Here is a 19,566-nt window from a genome sequence, read left to right on the forward strand (position 1 = left end):
TCTGCTGGCGCGTTTCCCCGACGCCGCACAAGCGCCAGACCATCCAGCAGAGACGCTTGCAGCATCAGCTGCAGGCCGCATAACCTCAAACCCTGATGAGCCAGAGCCTCCGCTCCTGAGATCCCAAGATAGTCTCAAATCATCTGACGACGTGGCTTGCCCCCATTTGGTGGCCCAGTTCTAATCTAATGCATGGTGGGCTTGGCGGCCACGGTTGAGATGGCCGGCGAAGCGGGTTGGGTTTGCGCGGCCGGCCAGACCACGGCGGTCGGCGCTGGCGGCCGATAGCCGAGCGAGGAGTGTGGGCGCCGGGTATTGTAGTGCTGACGCCAGCCCTCGATGACGATCCGGGCCTCGGCGAGGCTGTAGAACAGCTCGCCGTTCAGAAGCTCGTCACGAAGCTTGGAGTTAAAGCTCTCGCAGTAGCCGTTCTCCCAAGGACTGCCAGGCTCGATAAACGCTGTTTTCGCGCCGACCGCCGCGATCCACTCCCGCACCGCCCTGGCGACGAACTCGGGACCGTTGTCCGAACGAACATGCCCGGGCACTCCGCGTAGGATGAAGAGATCGGATAGCACGTCGATGACGTCGGTGGATTTGAGCTTCCGGTCGATTCGGATCGCAATGCATTCCCGGGTGAACTCATCAATGACGTTCAGCATGCGGAACTTCCGACCGTTGTGGGTGCGATCCTCGACGAAGTCGTAGGACCAGACATGGTCGGGATATTCCGGCCGAAGCCGGATGCATGATCCGTCATTCAGCCAGAGACGGCCTTTCTTAGGTTGACTGGCCGGCACCTTCAGTCCCTCCCGCCGCCAGATCCGCTCGACACGTTTGACGTTCACCGCCCAACCGGCTGTCTCCAGCATGGCCGCGATCCGGCGGTAGCCGTAACGGCCATACTGGGTGGCGAGCTCGACAATGTCGGCGGTCAGCGCCGCATCGTCAGTGCGGCCCTTCGGAACCTTGCGATGCGTAGATCGATGTTGCCCCAGAACCCGGCACGCCAACCGCTCCGACCGAACTTCATCATGGCGTGGTCGATGCAGCGGCGACGACGGGCGGGGCTTAGTAGTTTCCCGAGGCGGCCTCTTTGAGGATCAGCTTCTCCAACGTCAGATCCGAGACGGCTTTGCGCAACCGCTCGTTCTCCTTCTCCAGATCCTTCAGGCGCTTCACCTGGTCGGACTTCAGCCCGCCAAACTCCTTGCGCCAGCGATAATACGTGAACGCCGTCACGCTGATGGCCCGGATCGCCTCCGCGACCGGGCGCCCCTGCGATAACAGCACGTCGACCTGCCGCAGCTTCGCGACGATCTCCTCAGGCTTGTGCTTCTTCTGCGGCATCGCGGGCATCCTCCAAAGGCTCAAAAAGCCTACTTCAGGGAGGGCCACTTTTCAGGGGGCAGGCCAGGCGGACATATGCGGACTTACGGGAGAACGACCCGCCAGAGCGCAAATCGGTCATTCGAAGCGACCCATTCTAAACCGCCGTCGACACTCGGGGACAGGGTATTGTCGGCGAGCAGATAGACGGGGCGCCGCCGGTCCATTGTGGCTGCTATGGCTACGATATCGGACACCGACAGAACTCCACCCGACGCAAGTCCGATTGCCGCATTCATGTGTTGCACGCGCGTTGTCAGGATCCGAGCGAGCGGCTGGGTCGCACTTCCCGGGATGTATGCCAAGGCATAGTCGCTCACTACCTGGAGGGGTGTTTGCACGACAAGCCAGAACGTCTCGCAGTAGAGCTGCCCCGATCTGACTTTCGGAAGCACTACTACGATCGGGTCTGGCCCACCAAGGGAGGCTTTGCTGAACAGATCGACGTCCGCGTCGCGACGACAATCGGCGATCGGCGGGGCAAGTTCGGACTTTCCCGTCATGAGAGCAGTCGAGGTAGCGGCCCAGCGCGCAACAAACCGGGTGAGAACAAGAGATGGAAGTTGCGCCAGGTGAAGGCACGCGAGCAACGCGACAGCTCCGAAGCAGGTCAGGACGGCCGCGCGCCTTCTTCCATGCCAACATCTTCCCTCGATTAGCAACTGGAGCCCTCGCGCACCGAGTAGCGCGAGGGAGACGTTGGCGAAATAGAGAAAGGAAAAGTGGCTATATCCTGGTGCTTCGGTTGCGAACACGGCGGCGATGCCGGCAATTGCAGAGCCCAGCAGCAGGATAGCTGCACTATCCGCCTGCCGCCGCAGAGCAGCAAAGCAAACTGGCAGCGCGGGTGTAAGGAAACCCGCCTGGAAGAAGGCAATAAGGGCAAATGCGAGGGCTCCGGCGAGCAGCTTCCCAAGTCCAGCATCCATCAGCAAGTGAGGCACAATCAGCAGATACTGGGCAGGGGCGGAGAGGAAATCGAAGGGTTGACCGGTGATGCGGACAAAGCCCGTACCGCTGAAACCTGAGCCGAGTGTGAAGAAGAACCAAAGTCCAGCACCAAACCCAACCGTGACCGCAACTAGATCCCACGACTGAAATCGTGGCCATCTCCGGTCCGCGCGCCAAGCTAGGCATAGCCTCAGTGCAAGTGCACACATCAGAATGGGCGGGCAGGCACCGCGAGCGCCGGTAGCCAAGAATGTCAGCATCACAAGGATCAGACTGCGGCCCATCCCTCGTGAAGGCGCTCCCGCCAGCACAAAGCTCAGTACCAGGAAGAAGACGATAATTGCAAGGAAGGGCGATAGGAGGAGTGTTGCTCCGAACGGCATAAACGTCCCGAAGACGCCCGCCGCGATCGGCGGCACGCCCACGATCCAAAATACAGATATTACCGCGAGCGCCGCGATCCACCACTTAAGTCCCAAAAGGCATCGGCCGAACGCCATCATAACCGCTGCAGCGCTGCCACCCAGGAATACCGGCCCGTAGCGGGCCACCAGAACGTCCAATGGCACTCCGGCCACGTGGTTGGCGCCGAGTATCCAGAGATGGGCGGCATAGTTGTACGACCATGGCACGTCAGGGATCAGAAGATTGGGCGGCGGCCAGCCGCGCTCGAGCCCCCGGACAATGACGCCCTGGAATGCGAAGTGAAACGAAAAAGCATCTCCTGGATCGCCGCTCAGCACATTCGCGATGCCTAACAGCGCCGTTAAAACGAGAAAGATGGTGCCTGCCAACCACCGCGCCTCGCTGAGACCTACGCGCCATTCCGCCCATAGGCGGACGAGCCCGAGACGTCGAAATCCGACAACAAGCACCGCTCCTGCGACGAATGGCAGGAGAGAGATGAGGGCCGTTTGGTTCATCGCCCAGAGAGGTATGAGGACTAGCAAATTGACGGAGATACCAAGTGCCAACGCGTTGATCACGAGCACAACTGGCGAGTCTACCTGCGGCAGAAGGATCCGCGCGACGACGATCCCGGGAAGCAAGTTGAACACCAGGACATAGCCGATGAACCGGGTGGCAGCTGCAGCGGACGGATGCACCACAACGAGACTGAGCCATAACAAGCCGAGGCAAGCAAGACTCGTACCGAGAATCGAAACGATGGTTGCGATCGTATTTGCATATAGCGGTGCAGCAGGCGTGCCCGACTGCGTTGTGCTTGCAGGCGTCAGTGCCACGTCTCAGTGCTCCAGTGTGCTTTAGAATCGGCGGTCATGTTGGCGACATTCAGCGCCCAACATGCGACCTGCCTCATACGAAATGTATCACTGCGTATGGGTACGGCCTCCAACGGCGCGAACGCAACGCCCAATATCCAATATGTTGAAATATCGAACCATGCACTGATCACGCCACGCGCGACGCAGCCAACCCGGCTCGGCTCTTCCTTTGGTGGCGGATCAGGTGGCATAGGCAAAATCAAAGACGGAGATCAGCAGCTTCCAGAGCGAAAAATGAATATTGCCTCAATAATTCCATTGGCTAACGTATATGCCCATGACTTGTGAGGCCAGAGCGCGACATCATGAGCGCGTATTTTCGATTGACTCCGAACAAGTCCACATTGGAGCGGCTCAGCGCCAAATACTGCCGGAGCCGAGACATGACTGCCGAACTGAAATTCCCGCTTCGAGGCTACCGTCATTAAGGTTAACGCGTTATGCAAACGGTTCGATTTGCAAACTTAGGGCTGGAATGATAGCAAGCCCGCCCTGAAGCGGCAAGCCGCCCCTAAATAGGTAGATTCATGAAAAATGCGACTGCTCCCGCCAGTCCTAGCGAGGGGGTACATCCGGAGCAGTGCCGGCGCCGCGATTCCGACGAGCCGAAAGTCTCCGTCATCATTCCAGTGTATCGGTCGGAACAGATCCTACCTGACTTGCATCGTCAGCTTTCCGCTGCGATGTCAGAAATCACGCCCCTTTTTGAGATCATTTTCGTCGAGGATGGAGGCGGCGATGGCGCATGGCCGATCATCGTCAGCCTGGCGCAAACGGACAACCGGGTGCGTGGCATTCGGATGAGCCGAAATTACGGTCAACACAACGCATTGCTCTGCGGCATTCGGGCAGCCCGCTACGACATAATCCTAACAATGGACGACGATCTTCAACACCCGGTCAGCGAGATCGCTCCGATGCTCGCAGCACTACGTCCGGAGTACGACGTCGTCTATGGCGCCCCGCAGACGGAGCAGCACGGCTTCCTGCGCAACATCGCCTCCCGACTGACGAAGATCGCACTCGCCGATGCAATGGGCGCAGACACCGCTCGGAGCGTAAGTGCGTTCCGGGTGTTTCGGACTCATTTGCGCGAAGGCTTCCAAACATACCGTAGTCCGTCCGTGTCGATCGACGTGCTTTTGACGTGGGCCACCTCCCGCTTCACCGCCATTAAGGTGAGGCACTCACCAAGAAGCGCTGGCGCCTCGGGATATTCCGTGGGCAAGCTTATCCATCACGCGATCAACCTGATGACAGGCTTCAGCACGTTACCGCTCCAGATCGCCAGTATCATCGGCTTTGTCTTTGTTCTGTTTGGTTTGTCGATCCTCGGAGTAGTGCTCACCAACTACGTGCTCCGAGGCAGCCAAGTGGCGGGGTTCGCCTTTTTGGCCTCCATGATCGCGATTTTCTCGGGAGCACAGCTCTTTGCTCTCGGTATTTTTGGCGAATACCTCGCACGCATGCATTTCCGCAGCATGGATCGTCCCACTTACATTGTTGGGGAGACGGTCGCCATATCGAACACGGAACACGCTGTTTGCTCATTCGCTTCGCAACTGATGCGGACTGACAACCTTGTTTAGTTATACCGAAAAACGAGTGCAAGGACCCGCACTCGATTTGACATTTCATTTGGCGCCCTGGGACCAACCGATCTTCCAGGGCAACACCGCCGCCATCGCCTCGATGAGCTTGCGAAAAGCGGTCGACACCGATATCGCCTTCGACGAGTTTCGCGACTGGTGCACGCGCAACCAGGTACTTTTGGTCAGCTGCCGACTGGCGCAGGATCAGCTGGCCGAATGCGCCTTCCTAGAAGCGAACGGTTTTCGGTTCATCGAGTTGAACTATCGGCCGTTCCTGAGAGGGCTGGCTGGGTTTTCCAGTGATGGCAAGATCGCGATCTGCCCTGCAGTTGCATCAGACGAGCCTGAAATTTGCGGGATCGCCGCCACAATTTTCGAAGCCGGCCGGCTTCACATTGATCCGCAGGTCGGTCCAGAGATTGGCAATCGCCGTTACGCCGCGTGGGCTGCCAACGCCTTCCGCAATCCGTCGCAACATGTCATGAAGTGCGTGATGGATGGTCGGATCATTGCCTTCATGGTAATGGAGGCTCCGACGTCCACGAGTCGCTTCTGGTCCTTGGTCGGCCTTGCTCCCGGCCTGGCGGGGCAGGGGCTTGGTCGGCGCGTCTGGGAAGCGATGCTCGCTTTTCACCACGGCCAAGGAATCGACGAGGTTCATACAAGCATTTCCTCTCACAACACTGCAGTACACAACCTCTACGCCTCTCTAGGTTTCCGCTTTCCGGCACCAACCATCACATTGCAGTGGTGCCCGCTCGGACCGATCAAGCGGCATAAACGATGATTCGTAAGCAATTCATACGCTATGCAGCAATAGGCTTGTTGCTCAATGCATTATTATACTGCGTCTATCTTTTGCTCACCCATACATTCATGCCTAGCCGACTTGCGATGACCTTTACGTATTCATCCGGCGTGCTGATCGGCTTCCTCCTCAACCGCAAGATCACCTTTCGCTACTGTGGCAACAACGCCGGGGCGCTACGGCGCTACGTTGCAAGCTACGGATTCGGCTACATCATCAATTTTGCGGGCCTTTGGTTGCTGGTGGAAAAGGCAGGCATTGCCCATGAAATCGTTCAGGGTGGCATGACCGTGGGCCTGCCGATCATGCTGTTCGTTATTCAAAAGTACTGGGTGTTTCCCGCAGCACCCGCCCACTGTCCATCCCATGCAAGGCTAGCGCCATGAGAGCCCATATCCCCTTCAACAAACCATGCATCGTCGGCTCCGAACTGATCTATGTAGGCCAGGCTGTTGCCGGCGGCCATGCCAGCGGCGACGGTCCGTTCACCAAGCGTGCCCAGAAGTTGATGGAGGACCGGTTCGATGCGAAGCGCGTCCTGCTTACCACCTCCTGCACGTCGGCTCTGGAGATGGCAGCACTGTTGTGCGATCTGGGGCCCGGGGACGAGGTCATTATGCCGTCATATACCTTTGTCTCCACGGCGAACGCCGTCGCGCTGCGGGGGGCCAAGCCCGTGTTCGTGGACATCCGAGTCGATACACTGAACATCGACGAGCGTCTGATTGAGGCAGCGATCACCCCGCGCACGCGGGCGATCTTTCCGGTCCACTACGCTGGGGTCGCCTGCGAGATGGACGAGATCATGGCAATCGCCAGGCGTCACGACCTGCTGGTCGTCGAGGACGCGGCACAGGGTGTTTTCGCAAAGTACAATGACCGGTATCTGGGCACCATAGGGCATCTGGGTTGCTACAGCTTCCATGAAACCAAGAACTTCGGCTGCGGCGAAGGCGGAGCGCTGGTGATCAACGACCCACAGCTCGAGAAGCGCGCTGAAATTCTGCGCGAGAAGGGCACGAACCGCAGCCAGTTCCTTCGCGGCGATGTAGACAAGTACACGTGGATGGACGTCGGTTCCTCGTACGTTCCATCAGACATGCTGGCAGCCTTCCTGCTTGGCCAGCTCGAAAACATGGAGAAAATCACTGCGCGCCGTGGCGAGATTTACGCTCAATACGCCAGGATGTTGGCACCTCTGGACGAGGCACGCACGATTCAAATTCCGAGTGTTCCGCAGCACTGCACCACCAACTATCACATGTTCCATTTGCTCGCGGCCGACATCGACGAGCGCACGGCGTTGATCGGGCATCTGCGCCAGGCCGGCATCCTCGCGGTTTTTCATTATGTGCCGCTCCACTCGTCACCGTTCGCCCGACAGATGGAGCTGCCACAGTCCAGTCTGCAGGTCACAGACGACATGAGCAGCCGGCTGTTACGGCTGCCAATGTATTTCGACCTCAGGGACCATGAGGTGACCGAAGTCGCGAATTGCGTGCTCAGCTTCTATCGCGATAAGGACAGTAAGTGACGATCCTTTCCCCGGTTGTTTCGAAGGACACAACATTGCTGGACCTTGCGACCGTGGCGCCGGGTCTTGAGCTGCGCGATCCTGGCATTTGGTTTGCGAGCAATCAGGGTGCGGTCTCTTACCCCGCGCATGGCAACGCGGCTTGCCTTGCGGTTGAGGATCGATCATTCTGGTTCCGGCACCGCAACCGCTGCGTCGTTAGCCTGGTTCGCCGCTTTTCACCCGAAGGCGTATTTCTTGATATCGGTGGCGGTAACGGCTTTGTTGCCAAGGGCCTGACTGACGCCGGGGTCGCCTGCGGTTTGGTTGAGCCTGGTATCGATGGTGCACTGGCGGCCTATGCCCGCGGGATCGACCCTGTGATCTGCGCGCGGCTGGAGGAATCCGGCCTGCCGCCTATGAGTATCGACGCGGGCGGCATGTTCGATGTGTTGGAACACATCGAGGATGAAGTCGCCGCGTTGCGGCAGGTTCATGCCCTGCTGCGCCCGGGCGGCCGGCTGTTCCTGACCGTCCCGGCTTACCAGTTCCTTTTCTCCACTGCCGACGATATGGCGGGACATTTCCGCCGCTATACGATTGCAAGCCTGTCGCGCGTACTGCTCGGTTCCGGCTTCCGCATTGAGTTCGCCTCGTACATGTTCGCGCCTCTGCCGCCGCCCATCTTCCTCCAGCGTACGCTGCCGAGCCTGCTTGGCCTGCGACGAAGCACGGAAGCCCAGTGTGACGAGGCGGAACACGATCCGGGCGGCTTCGCTGCACGAGTCATGGATCGCCTGCTCGCCTGGGAATTCCGCCGGCTTGACGCCGGTCGATCGGTCTGGTTTGGCACCAGTTGCCTCTGCGTGGCCGTTAAGGTTTGACACACCATCTGATCAGCCCAAGTGAAGCCAGCAGGACAGCTCCGAGAGGAGCGGCGATGACACCGCTAGGCTCCACCGCATGGCGATGGCCGGATGGCATCATAATCGCGGGTTTCGCGATCCTGGGCGGAACAATCGCCTGGGTTCTGGTACACCAGCTCGGGTCGGTGTTTTTTTACCAGATGTTCACGCCCGAGGCTCTGATGTGGGCCTGTGGGCATGGTTTCCGCCATCCCCTCGTTCTCTCTCCCGAAATGGCTAATTTCCTCCTCCATCGCAGTGTTCCTGCCTTTGACTGCGCAACAATTGATCCGGATCTGGCAACAGGCCCTCCCGGTTTCTTCTTTCAATTGCAACTTTACTTCAGCTGGATCGCGGCTGGACTTTGGAGATTTTTGGGTCCTACACAGGTGGCAATCGCTCCTTTGGCCGCGTTTCTGGGGGCGGGTTACGCTACCGGTAGCTTCATACTGGCGCGATCGTTCCTACCAAGGGTTCTGGCCGCTCTCGCCGCGCTCGCGCTCGCGGTGTCCCCCGTAGCACTGGGGCAGATTTTCTCGCTTCGCGACTTTTCCAAGGGACCATTCCTACTTTGGACGATCTCCCTTATCGTATTGGCGGCGCGCATAGGTGCGCCAAGGCGGGCTCTGCTGGTGACGGTGCTGGCGGGCATTGTCGCCGGTATCGGCTATGGATTCAGGTCCGACGTCGCGATCCTGTTACCTCTCGGGGTTGGATTCCTGGCTTTCGCGCCACAACGGCGCATGATCGCCCGGGCCGGCCTGGTCGGCACATATGCTGCCAGTTTCCTGCTACTAGCTTCTCCGATCCTGGCTCTGGGAAACAGTTCCAATGTTGGGTCGCTGATCATGCAGGGAGCCACAGAGCCTTTTCGCGCTTTCTTAGCCCTTCGTCCGGCGCCCTACGCACTTGGCCACGCTTACTCGGATGAGCTGACACTCAGCGGGATCGCCGCGGCGGAGCGATCACGACGCCCTAGCTGGGATGCGGGCGAGCCAGCCCCGATCTATGGCATCAGTCAATCGATCACACTGTCCTCAGAGAACCTGGCCGAGTGGGCGCCACAGTTCGCTGCCGACTTTATGGCGCAAGCCCTGAAGGGGGCGGGATGGATTCTAGGCTATCCGGCCCTCGTCGCCGTGTCGCGTGGCAATCCCGACCCAGGTTCTACGCTGCGGCTCGATGTACCGTTCGTGCGCTGGCCGGAACCGGTCTACGCCTTGTTCGGCCAGCCTTGGATGCCGCTCATCGGGTTTGTGGGAGGGCTGGCGTGGATCTTGCGGGTGGCGGCACGCAACGGGCGGGAGGCAGGGGCCCTGGCCGTGCTGCTGCTGGCGCTGCTCAGCTATCCAGCGATCCAGTTCTCAGTTCGGCACATCTTCTACCTAGAGTTCGTCTGGGTGATCGGCCTTCTATCCATTCCATGTGCCGTCTGGGAATGGCGGCGCCTACTGCCTGTGCTGCCCCGCTTCGTCTGTTGTGTAGTTGTCACATTTGGCACGCTGGCATGCGCCTACATCGGCCTCGCCCAGCTGCAACAACGCTGGTTGACTTCCGGCTTCTCGGACCTCCTCACTTTGCCACGCCAAAGCGTGCCCCTGACGCGCATCATCCAGAACGACGGGGCGGTGCAGCTACGCGTACCCGTCCCGCCCGAAGAGGTCGCGATGGTCGCTGGCACACCAGATTCCATGACCAACCGTATCGCCGAAGTTGGCGTCCAAAATGACGTCCGAGCAGGCGGCCGGCGCATACTGCTGACGCTTGGCGGTCCATCATGCCCTTCTTCCAAGGTCAGCCTTCTCTTGTTTTACGATCATCGTCCCAATGTATGGCAGCCACTCGACACTAAGCTGACCATGCAGATCGGCTCCACTGCCGTTTTCCCGGCACTCTACCGAGCGACCCAGAACTTCGCTGGAATCCTGGTGCCGGCGAGTCACGCCGGCTGCGAGGCCAGCCTGTTTTACCTGCCGATAACGTATTACTTCCCGCTCACCCTTACCGTGGTACTACCGGCTGACTGGCGGTCTCTATCGCTACGCAAAAAGCTTGGCTGGTTCGACGTGACGCCCCTCCCATAAGCCGAACCGTTGCCCGGCGTCGGCGCGATCTACATTAGAGCATCGGACGTTTAATCGGATCCATATCCGGCGTGTCTGAAGAAGTTTCGGCACTGGGCTTGGGTGAGGCAGATGTGCGGCATTAGGTAGCAAAGACCACCCAAGCCTCGGTAAGTATCTGACTCGAAAAGGTTTCCGCCTCCTCGGAGCGACCGAGAATTTCGGTGACGCGTGCCCGCCTCGCCCGGCATCTACCGGCTCCTGGTAGGTCGCCGGGATCTCGCCCCTGAGCAGACGTTCCGAAGGTCGCAGACGGGTGGAGGCTGTGTGGAAACGGGCTGATCTGGTAGGCTTTCTGGAGCGATCCGAGGGCTTGCATGGCGCGCTACATCGAAGGCGAGACCCGGCTGCAGAGACTGCTCCTGCCCGACTGTCTTGAGGACTACGTCAGCGAAGATAATCCGGTCCGGGTGGTGGATGTCTTCATCGACGAACTCGATCTGGGAACGATGGGCTTTGCCGGCCCGGCCTCGACGGGGCGGCCTGGATACCACCCCGCTACCCTTCTCAAGCTGTACCTCTACGGCTACCTCAACCAGGTTCAGTCGAGCCGCCGGCTGGAGCGCGAGGCCGGCCGCAACGTCGAGGTGATGTGGCTGACGGGCAAGCTTGCGCCCGACTTCAAGACCATCGCCGACTTTCGCCGTGACAATGGGGCTGCGATCCGGGCTGCCTGCGCGCAGTTCGTCGTGCTGTGCCGCCAACTCGGCCTTCTGGCAGGCGGCACCGTGGCCGTGGACGGCAGCCGGTTCAAGGCCGTCAACACGCGCGACAAGAACTTCACGCCCGGCGCGATCCGTCGCCGGATGGAGCAGGTGGAGGCAAGCATCGCACGCTATCTGTCGCTGCTCGATACGGCCGACCGGCAGGAGGATGACGTCGCGCAGATGCGCAGCATCCGCCTCAAGGACCGGCTTGATCGCCTGCGTCAGCAGATGCGTGACCTCCAGGCGATGGACCACGTCGTCGCGGTGGCGCCAGACCGTCAGGTCTCGCTGACCGATCCCGACGCCCGCGCCATGGCCACCAACGGCAAGGGCACTGGCCTCGTCGGCTACAACGTTCAGGCGGCGGTCGACGCCAAACATCATCTGATCGTGGCTCATGAGGTCACCAACATCGGCCACGACCGCAGCCAGCTCCGCCAGCATGGGGCGTCAGGCAAAGGATGCGACAGGAGCCGGTGCGCTGACTGTGCTGGCCGATCGCGGCTACTTCTCAGGCGAGGAGGTCCTGGCCTGCGACGAGATCGGCATCTCCGCCATCGTCCCCAAGCCCCTGACATCAGGGGCCAAAGCCGACGGGCGCTGGGGCAAGCAGGACTTCACCTACGATGCTCCGAGCGACACCTATCGCTGTCCCGCCGGCGAGACGCTCACATGGCGCTTCTCATCGGTCGAGAAGGATCTGACACTCCATACCTACTGGGCCGACGGCTGCGGAGCCTGCCTGGTCAAAGACCAATGCACCACCGGCAAGCAGCGCCGCATCAAGCGCTGGGAGCACGAGGTGGTGATCGAGGCCATGCAGCGCCGGCTCGATCGCATGCCCGACGCCATGCGGATCCGAAGGCGCACGGTCGAGCACGTCTTCGGCACGATCAAGGACTGGATGGGCCGAAGTCACTTCCTGACCCGCCACCTCCCCAATGTCGGAACCGAGATGAGCCTCCATGTGCTGGCCTACAATCTCAAGCGGGCCATCGCCATCCTCGGCGCGGCGACGTTGATGAAGGCCATGAGAGCCTGACCCTCAGACCCTGTCGCATCGTCAGAGCACGACCCTGAAAGACGTTTCCACACGGCCTCGGTGGCTTCCAGACATTGCCAGGCAGCCCAAGAGCCGATGCCTCGCCGAGCATCCGAAACCGTTCGCGGGAGCAGACGTCAAAACCGCCAGACGAAGTTTCCTTTCACAGCGTTTTCCTGCGCCTTGTTTCCGAACTGGCCTGAATAGCTCAGGCTGAGGCTGGCCGCGCGGGTCAGGGCCAGCTCGATGCCGGCATCGGCCACGAACGCATCGCGTGCGATCGGCGTGCCGGTGACGGTGAACGGCGAGCCGCCGCTGGCGAAGGCCAACAGCGCCACTGGTGCCACGTCCCCGAAGGCGTGCCGCCAGCCGAGCGTGCCGCGCAGGGTCAGCGCCGTCCCCGCGCCGAGGTCGATACTGGTGCCCAGATGCAGGCCGAGTGTCGTGAAGGCGACGCTCTCGCTGCCGCCGCGGCCGCGCAAGGTCGCCGCCCCGCCCCGCTCGATGAAGCCGTCGCTGTCGAGATGGACAAGGGCGACGTTCGCGAACGGCTCAAGGGCCAGATCGCCGAAACGCATGCCGTAACCGGCCTCGCCGAAGACCTGTGCGCTGCGTGCCTGGTCGCTCGCAATCGTCTGGTCGGAGAAGCCGTGGATGCTGATCGCACGCTTCGTCTCGATCTCGTTCCAGGTGTATGCACCGCCGAAACGCAGGGCCAGCGCACCGAACTGGCCGCCGCCATAGAGCGCGGCATGGTAGCTGTCGATCGTCCCCGACGACAGCCGCGCCTTGCCGTCGAACGTCGTGCGGCCGTAGCCGCCGGCCAGGCCGAGGCGCCAGATCTGGCCGACACTTGCGTCGGCCCCGATCAGGAAGCCGCCAGTCGTGCTCGTGATGCCGGCTGCGTTGCCATTGCCGCCGAAACGGCCCCAGGAGCCGAAGGCCTGGCCCCAGAGCGCATAGGGGGCTCGACGAAGGCCGACCGCGCTCCGGCGGTGAATGGGCCCTTCTCTGCCGGCAGGTTAAGGGCGGCATAGCTCAGCACCTGCGCGGCGACGGGCGCCAGCGCGGCGTTCCCGCCGGCGCCCTGCGCCGCCGGCTGGCGCAGCCGGTCGTTCACGGCTTGGCGGAGATCCCGGCTGCGCTCGATCATCACCCCGCTCGCGGAGGCGTGGATCTCGCCCGAGAGCGCGTCGAAGGCCTGGCGCGCCGCGCCCGCGCTCGCCTGCTGGACCACGGTGTCGTGGAGCGTGTTGCCCTGCCCCAGCGTCTCGATCGCGGCGCCCGTCGCGACTTGGTTGCGCGTCAGGCCGACGGACGCGAACGAGACCTCGTTGCGGGCGATGTCGAGATAGACGCTGCCTGGATCGTAGCTCAGGCCGAGATCGAGGAAGGGCAGGTTCTGGGCCAGGCCGGCGAAGGCGCCGGACACCCCGCCTGCCGCGGTCAGGATGGTGTAGCGCGTGCCGGGCGCATAGGAACCCGGCGCCTTCTCGACGACGACCGTGCCGCCTGTCAGCACCGCCGTGCCGCTCGCCGCGACCCGGTCACTCTCGCCGGTCGGATTGATCTCAACCTGGTAGAACGAACCCGCCCCGATCGCGACATTGCCCGAAACCTTCAGGGTGCCGATCGAATTGCCCGGCGCGACCGTGCCGCCGGATGCGGCAGTGAGCCCGCCGATCGTGCCGACGCCGCCGAGCGTGCCGCCGGCGTTGACCGTGACGATGCTGGCGAGGCTCGCCGAGGCATGACCGGCGCCGCCGACCACCAGCGCGCCGGCCGCCACAATCGTTGCGCCGGTATAGGTATTCTGGCCATTGAGGGTCAGCGTGCCCGCGCCGGTCTTGACGAGCGACACCGCGCCAGGCCCGCCGTTCAGGATGGTGCCGTCGAAGCTGCCGCCGCCCGCGACGGTCAAGGTGACCGGATCGAAGCCCGAGCTGCCGATCCGACCGCTGGCTGCCCCCGACAGCGAGCTCGGGGTGGCATCGAAGCCGCCGGGATCGAGAATGCCGTCGACGATATAGTCGCTGTTCGGCGACAAGCCGGTCGGCGACAGCGCCAGCAGGATGCCGTCGGCCGCAATACGGGTTTGCCCGCGATAGCGGTTGTCACCGCTGAAGACGACATAGCCGCCGAGCGGGCCTCCGGAGCCGGTGACGGTCAATGGTCCGCCGCCGCTGATGCTGCCGCCGATCTCCAATTCGCCAGCGCCCGCATCCAGGGTGCCGCCGGTGGCGCTCAGGGCGAAATCATTCGACAGAGAGATGCTTCCGCAGCCGCAATCGGCTATCCGCAGAGTACCGCCGTTCAGGGTCACCGTCCCCGTGCCGAGCGGTTGGGCGCCGGCGATTGCGAGCGTGCCCTGGGAGATCGCCGTGCCGCCTGTATAGGTGTTGAGGCCGGTTAGGGTCAGCGTGCCAGCGCCGGTCTTCGCTATGCCCGTGCCGCCACCATCGGCGATGGTGGAATCGATGCTGACCGAGACCCCGCCGTCGATATTGAAGGTACTGAGCGTGCCGCTCGCCGGCGCGATTGCGAGCGTGCCGCTGCTCAGGGTGTAGCCATTGGTCGAGAATTGCAGCGTGTCGAAGCTTTGCGTGCCGACGACGGTCACCGCGCCGCCGGCACTGCCGGCGAAGACGCCGACCGAGCCGCCCCAACCCGCATTGGCGCTGCCGGTGCTGGTGGTCCAGTTGGTGCCGAACGAAGCCCAGGTTCCAGCGCCTCCGTTCACGCTGCCGGAGGCGGTGTTGATCGTCCCGTCCCAGAACTGCATGGTCTGGCCGAGACCCAGCACCGCAAGATTGACCTGGCCGGCGATGCCGGTCTCCACCCCTGCGCTGGCAATGGTGAAGCCCGCCGTGGTCGAGGTCGCGCTCTGGCTGGCGAAGCTCCCGGCGAGCGTGCCGCCATAGTCGAACAATCGATAATAGCCGGCCGCCGCGACGCGCGCATCGTGCCCGCCGCCGAGCGTCAGATCGCCTGTGACCTTGACCAAATCGTTGCCGGTGGCGGGATCGCTACCGCCGGCAACACCTGGCCTGTTGAGTTCGAATATCGAGGTCGCGCTGCTGTTGAGCACCAACGAACCAACCGACAGCGTGCCGGGGCTGTGGCCGGCCGAGAGCGTGCCGTCGACCGTCACGGCGCCCGCGATCGAGCCCGCGCCGGACAGGGTGCCGGCCGCGGCGACCGTCACCGCGCCCGAACCGAGCGTGCCCTCGACGCGCAATTCGCCCTGCGAGATCGTCGTGCCGCCGGTATGGGCGTTGCTGCCGGTCAAAATCAGCGTGCCGGTGCCGGTCTTGGTCAGGCGGCCGTTGCTAGCGATCGCGCCGGCGAAGGTCTCGGTGCCCGTATTGTCGACCGTCAGCGAGTTCCCGCCCAGAGTGATCGTCGACCCGGCCACGCCGGAGAGGCCACGAACGGTGCGCCCGCCATTGGCGCCGGATATGTCGAAGACGGCGCTCGTGCCGGATAGCGTCAGGCCGCTGCTCTGAGCGATCGTTCCAATGCTCACAAGCGACAGCGTTCCGTCAGCGACGACCGTACGCCCGGTATAGATATTGACGTCGTTCAGCGCCAGCATGCCGGAGCCGGTTTTCGTCAGGCTGCCGTTACCGGAGATGCCGGGCCAGTCAATGATTAGGGTACTATTAGAGCTGATGTCTACGGTCGTGTCGGAAACCAGCCGGAAGCCAAAGCCAGCGAACTGCGGGGCGTTGTTGTTTGACGCGGCGACATTGATCGCTGCCTGCCCGGAGGATACCTCCATCTGCAACATGCCCTGCTGGAACAGATATGCGCCGGAGCCCGCTCTCCCTCGCCTCGAGGGGAGCGCTGAGCCATGGAGAGACCCGGCCAGCACTTCCTGCTTTCGCCCAAGGTGCGCGACCTGACCATCACCGAACTCTCCCGCATCCAGGAGAGGACGGCGTACAAGTGGTTCCGGCAGGCTCGCTGGCCTGAGACGGACGGCGAGGCTTACTGCCCGCATTGCGGCAACCTGCGCTGCTACGAGATGACCCGGAGCCGCTTCAAGTGCTCCGCCAAGGAATGCGGCTCCGTCTTCACGGTGACGTCCGGAACGGCGTTCGCCTGGCGCAAGCTGCCGTTCAAGAAGATGCTCTTCGCGATCTGGTTCGTCGCCAACTCCGTCAAGGGAAAGGCCGCCCTCCAGCTCTCCCGGGAGCTCGGCGTCCAGTACAAAACGGCCTGGGTCCTGCTGATGAAGCTGCGGGAGACCGTGGCCTCGCGCCGCGAGGACATGATTCTGGATGGGGAGGTCGAGATCGACGGCAAGTACGCCGGCGGCCACGTGCGGCCCAAGAACAAGGCCGAGGATCGCGTCGATCGGCGCCTGAAGGAGAACCGCAGCCCAGACCGCCTCTGCATCCTGGCGATCCGGCAGCGGGCATGTCCGGCCGGACCTTCACCCGGGTGATCCGAGAAGAGGACGGCGATGCCGCTTGGGCTGCCGTTCGCGACCATGTCTCCCGGAACGCGAAGGTCTTCGCCGGCGAGCACGGGAGCTACAACGATGTCGTCGGCCTGAACCGCATGGGCCGGGTCAATCATTCCGAGGCGTATTCCTCCGAGGACGGCACGAACACCAACATCGTCGAGCGTTTCTTCAGCCGGATCCAGCGGGCCTACGTCGGCATCCACCACCGCTTCTCGACGCGGTATCTCGGACTGGTACGCGGCCGACATCGCCTGGCGGGAGGATACGAGGCGCGTGAGCAATGGTGGGCTGATGCGTTCCCCAACTCGGGCAGGCGCTGAAGGGGCCGACGTCGCGGTACCTGTGCGGCTACTGGCGGGGCAACAAGCCGCCCGACCTGATCTGGGAAGGCAGTGCCTAGGCCGCGATCTCCCAGAGGTGCTTTCGGCCGTCGACGGTGCCCGCCTGGCGCACGCGTCCGCGCTTGGTCAAGGCGATTAGGGCGGTGGAGACCTGCGTCAGGAAACGCGGCATGGACGGATCGTCCGTGTCTGCACCGTTGCGCTCTGCGATCCGGGAGGTGCAGTCTGCGGTTGAAAGCGGTTGCTCCGCCTCGCGGAGCACCTCGAGGAGGGCCTCGTTCTTGTTGATCCGTGCGAATTCGGGAGGGAGCTGTTGGGCTGCCCTCGGTCGCTGCGGCTTCGTTGCCGCTGATCCCCGCGGTGCATAGGCCGGATCGTAGATCGCGATTACCTGGTCGATCGCCGAGACCTGTCCATCGATCGCCTGAATCCTGGCCTTCAATTCCTCGACCTCGCCGAGCAGCTCGGCGCGCTTCCGCTTCAGTTCCTCGTCAACTCTCACCGCTCCGCTCCGTTAAAGGGAGCCGGAAGCTACCGAACAAGCTCGATCAGATCTGGTGGTTTTTGCTAATGCCGCAGATGTCTACGACGGCCTTCCAGAGGGTGTCGAAGGTCCTTGCGGCGCTGCGTCTGAGTTGGGTGAGCTTGGCGAAGGCCATCTCGATCGGATTGAGATCGCGACTGTAGGGCGGTAGGAGGAGAAATTGGGCGCCCCTGTCGCCTCCACCAGCCGGGCGACGAGTTCCGGCATGGTGATGTCGGGCTTGGCCTCCACCTGCGCCACCAGGAAGGCGCCGTGCTCATCCAGCCTGCTGCCGGGCGTCCCTGGCGCGCAGGATGCAAAGTCTTCAGACGGGACGCGCGCTGAAGCAGCTTGATCGCGAAACTCTCGCTCACCCCGAAATGCCGCGCTGCCACGAGTGTCCCGCTTCGACGAATCCGGCCACCCGCGCGCGCAAATCATCCGAATAGCTGCGACCCACGATCCACCTCCAGGAAAGGTGAATCACAAACACAGCCTCAAAGGAGTCCCACGATTCCGATTAAACGTCCGATGCTCTAACATTCACGTGAGCCAGCTCCGGTGGCGCAAGGATCTCTGCGATCAGGTTGGGCCTCCCGCGCGGCGGTTCCTTCCGTTGGTGATGGACCCCGAGCCGCGACCAATGCAGACATCTTCCGCTCCTCTGAAAGGGGGAGCGGACCTTTCTGCTTAGGCGGTTTCTGACCCGTCTGCGTTTCGATCTAGCGCTTATAGGCCGGCAACTGCGCTCCCGCTCCCGGTTCGCCTTCCGTGGCCATCGCCACAACTGCTTCTGGACATTGCCACCGAATAGAGCACGATTTGTGCGCGGCCGGCACCAAGAGAGCCGGTGCCGTCCGGTCCTCGTGGAGGGTGTCGGCCTTTGCCTTTGCAAATACTGGTTCATTTGGTAGGCCGCCTGCCGGCGCCGCTGCGCAAGTCGTTGCGGCGCGCCATCGGGGGGCAGGGCCATGTCCAGCACTGGACACACATGCTCTGGGCTTGGCACCGGGCCCGAGGCGACAAGCGTGTCGACCGCATTGCTCCTGGTCTCGCCACCCTGATCCGAGACGCCTGCGGCTCCGTCGAGGGGCATTCGTGCCTCGAATTCGGGAGCGGCCACCTGCTCTCGGAGGCGCTGGTCTTCTGGCTGGCCGGAGCGGCGCGGGTCGTGGCACTTGATTATTATCCCCTCTTGCGCCTGCGTTTCGCGCGCCGCGCATTTGTGTACGCCGACCGCGACGCACTGCTGCGAGCTTTGGCGCCGGTAGCGCCGGCGGTGGCAGTTGCGGAACGGATCGCCCGCCTCGATCAACTCGGCAATTGGACTCCGGAGGCACTCTCAGAGCTGGGGATCGACTACGTAGCCCCGGCTGATTTCTCCCGCGAGACGGAATTCGCCGGCAGCTTTGACCTCGTTCACTCCACCTCTGTGCTTGAGCATCTGCCGCTAGCCCACAGCACGGCCATCGTCGCCAACGTGCAGGCGGCGTTGTGCCCGGGTGGCGTTGCCCTGCACGCTATCCATCTCGAGGACCATCTCGATTTCCGGCGCAATCCGCTTGCCTTTCTCGCCGCCGACACCGACTGGCGAGAAAGTGACGCTGATGCGCGCGGCAATCGTCTGCGCGCGTCAGACTGGCTGCGCATCTTCCGGTCGCTGCCGGCCGCGCAGGTCGAGATTCTGTGGGAGGTCGTGCGCGAAGACGCTCCGCTGCCGCGCACCCTTGATTCTGCGTTCGCGGGCTACGCCGAACGTGACCTGCGTATCGGTGGCATCATGCTTGCTGTGCGCTCCGGCGCCGGCATCGTACCGGAGCCGCAGCTCGTCAAATGAATGACCGGCATTCGTGGTGGCAGTGTGCGCGTGGCTTCGTGGCCCGCCGCCGAAAGGGGGGCCGGCCGTTTTGTGCTG

Annotated in this window: 11 protein-coding genes and 4 pseudogenes; 10 read left to right on the plus strand and 5 right to left on the minus strand. The window is 62.5% G+C overall.

Going from position 1 to position 19,566, the window contains the following annotated elements; genetic code table 11:
* Positions 1-185: 185 nt before the first annotated feature.
* Together BIWAKO_RS16190 and BIWAKO_RS16200 are read right to left on the minus strand one after the other, a co-directional pair.
* Positions 186-1,350, minus strand: a pseudogene (locus BIWAKO_RS16190) (IS3 family transposase).
* Between the two features lie 83 nt (positions 1,351-1,433).
* Positions 1,434-3,584: a hypothetical protein gene (locus BIWAKO_RS16200; protein ID WP_141740108.1), complete on the minus strand. Its 2,151-nt coding sequence runs from the start codon at positions 3,582-3,584 to the stop codon at positions 1,434-1,436.
* A gap of 36 nt (positions 3,585-3,620) precedes the next feature.
* Between BIWAKO_RS16200 and BIWAKO_RS35355 the strand changes: the two genes are divergently transcribed.
* The 8 genes and pseudogenes from BIWAKO_RS35355 to BIWAKO_RS16235 all read left to right on the plus strand — a co-directional run bounded on the left by BIWAKO_RS35355 (position 3,621) and on the right by BIWAKO_RS16235 (position 12,316).
* Complete coding sequence (locus BIWAKO_RS35355) at positions 3,621-3,914, plus strand: hypothetical protein (RefSeq protein WP_141740109.1); 294 nt, start codon at positions 3,621-3,623, stop codon at positions 3,912-3,914.
* 239 nt (positions 3,915-4,153) lie between these two features.
* Positions 4,154-5,215, plus strand: coding sequence for a glycosyltransferase family 2 protein (locus BIWAKO_RS16205; RefSeq protein ID WP_084651465.1), 1,062 nt, complete (start codon positions 4,154-4,156; stop codon positions 5,213-5,215).
* Positions 5,208-6,005 (plus strand): GNAT family N-acetyltransferase, encoded by a 798-nt coding sequence (locus BIWAKO_RS16210; protein WP_141740110.1) that lies wholly within the window; start codon positions 5,208-5,210, stop codon positions 6,003-6,005. The genes BIWAKO_RS16205 and BIWAKO_RS16210 overlap by 8 nt, the downstream gene beginning before the upstream one ends.
* Positions 6,002-6,412: a GtrA family protein gene (locus tag BIWAKO_RS16215; RefSeq protein ID WP_069879529.1), complete on the plus strand. Its 411-nt coding sequence runs from the start codon at positions 6,002-6,004 to the stop codon at positions 6,410-6,412. Before BIWAKO_RS16210 ends, BIWAKO_RS16215 begins: the two co-directional genes overlap by 4 nt.
* Positions 6,409-7,560, plus strand: a complete 1,152-nt coding sequence (gene rffA / locus BIWAKO_RS16220; RefSeq protein ID WP_069879530.1) for a dTDP-4-amino-4,6-dideoxygalactose transaminase — start codon at positions 6,409-6,411, stop codon at positions 7,558-7,560. The genes BIWAKO_RS16215 and rffA overlap by 4 nt, the downstream gene beginning before the upstream one ends.
* Positions 7,557-8,423, plus strand: coding sequence for a class I SAM-dependent methyltransferase (locus BIWAKO_RS16225; protein WP_069879531.1), 867 nt, complete (start codon positions 7,557-7,559; stop codon positions 8,421-8,423). Before rffA ends, BIWAKO_RS16225 begins: the two co-directional genes overlap by 4 nt.
* Before the next feature lie 56 nt (positions 8,424-8,479).
* A complete protein-coding gene (locus BIWAKO_RS16230; protein ID WP_069879532.1) occupies positions 8,480-10,528 on the plus strand; it encodes a glycosyltransferase family 39 protein in 2,049 nt (682 codons plus the stop codon).
* A 356-nt stretch (positions 10,529-10,884) separates the two neighbouring features.
* A pseudogene (locus BIWAKO_RS16235) lies at positions 10,885-12,316 on the plus strand (IS1182 family transposase).
* Positions 12,317-12,453: 137 nt separating this feature from the next.
* Here the strand turns inward: BIWAKO_RS16235 and BIWAKO_RS36655 are convergent.
* Positions 12,454-13,317 carry an autotransporter outer membrane beta-barrel domain-containing protein gene (locus BIWAKO_RS36655; protein WP_084651467.1) on the minus strand — a complete coding sequence of 288 codons (864 nt, stop codon included), beginning with the start codon at positions 13,315-13,317 and terminating at the stop codon, positions 12,454-12,456.
* 773 nt (positions 13,318-14,090) lie between these two features.
* A pseudogene (locus BIWAKO_RS36660) lies at positions 14,091-16,106 on the minus strand (autotransporter-associated beta strand repeat-containing protein); the annotation flags it as partial.
* A 63-nt stretch (positions 16,107-16,169) separates the two neighbouring features.
* Here BIWAKO_RS36660 and BIWAKO_RS36665 point away from each other — a divergent pair.
* Positions 16,170-17,107, plus strand: a pseudogene (locus BIWAKO_RS36665) (IS1595 family transposase).
* A gap of 76 nt (positions 17,108-17,183) precedes the next feature.
* Here the strand turns inward: BIWAKO_RS36665 and BIWAKO_RS16255 are convergent.
* Positions 17,184-17,630 (minus strand): hypothetical protein, encoded by a 447-nt coding sequence (locus tag BIWAKO_RS16255; RefSeq protein WP_069879535.1) that lies wholly within the window; start codon positions 17,628-17,630, stop codon positions 17,184-17,186.
* Positions 17,631-18,534: 904 nt separating this feature from the next.
* Between BIWAKO_RS16255 and BIWAKO_RS16260 the strand changes: the two genes are divergently transcribed.
* A complete protein-coding gene (locus BIWAKO_RS16260; RefSeq protein ID WP_141740112.1) occupies positions 18,535-19,488 on the plus strand; it encodes a methyltransferase domain-containing protein in 954 nt (317 codons plus the stop codon).
* Positions 19,489-19,566: the final 78 nt, after the last annotated feature.

It is taken from the genome of Bosea sp. BIWAKO-01, from assembly GCF_001748145.1.
Lineage (GTDB): Bacteria > Pseudomonadota > Alphaproteobacteria > Rhizobiales > Beijerinckiaceae > Allobosea.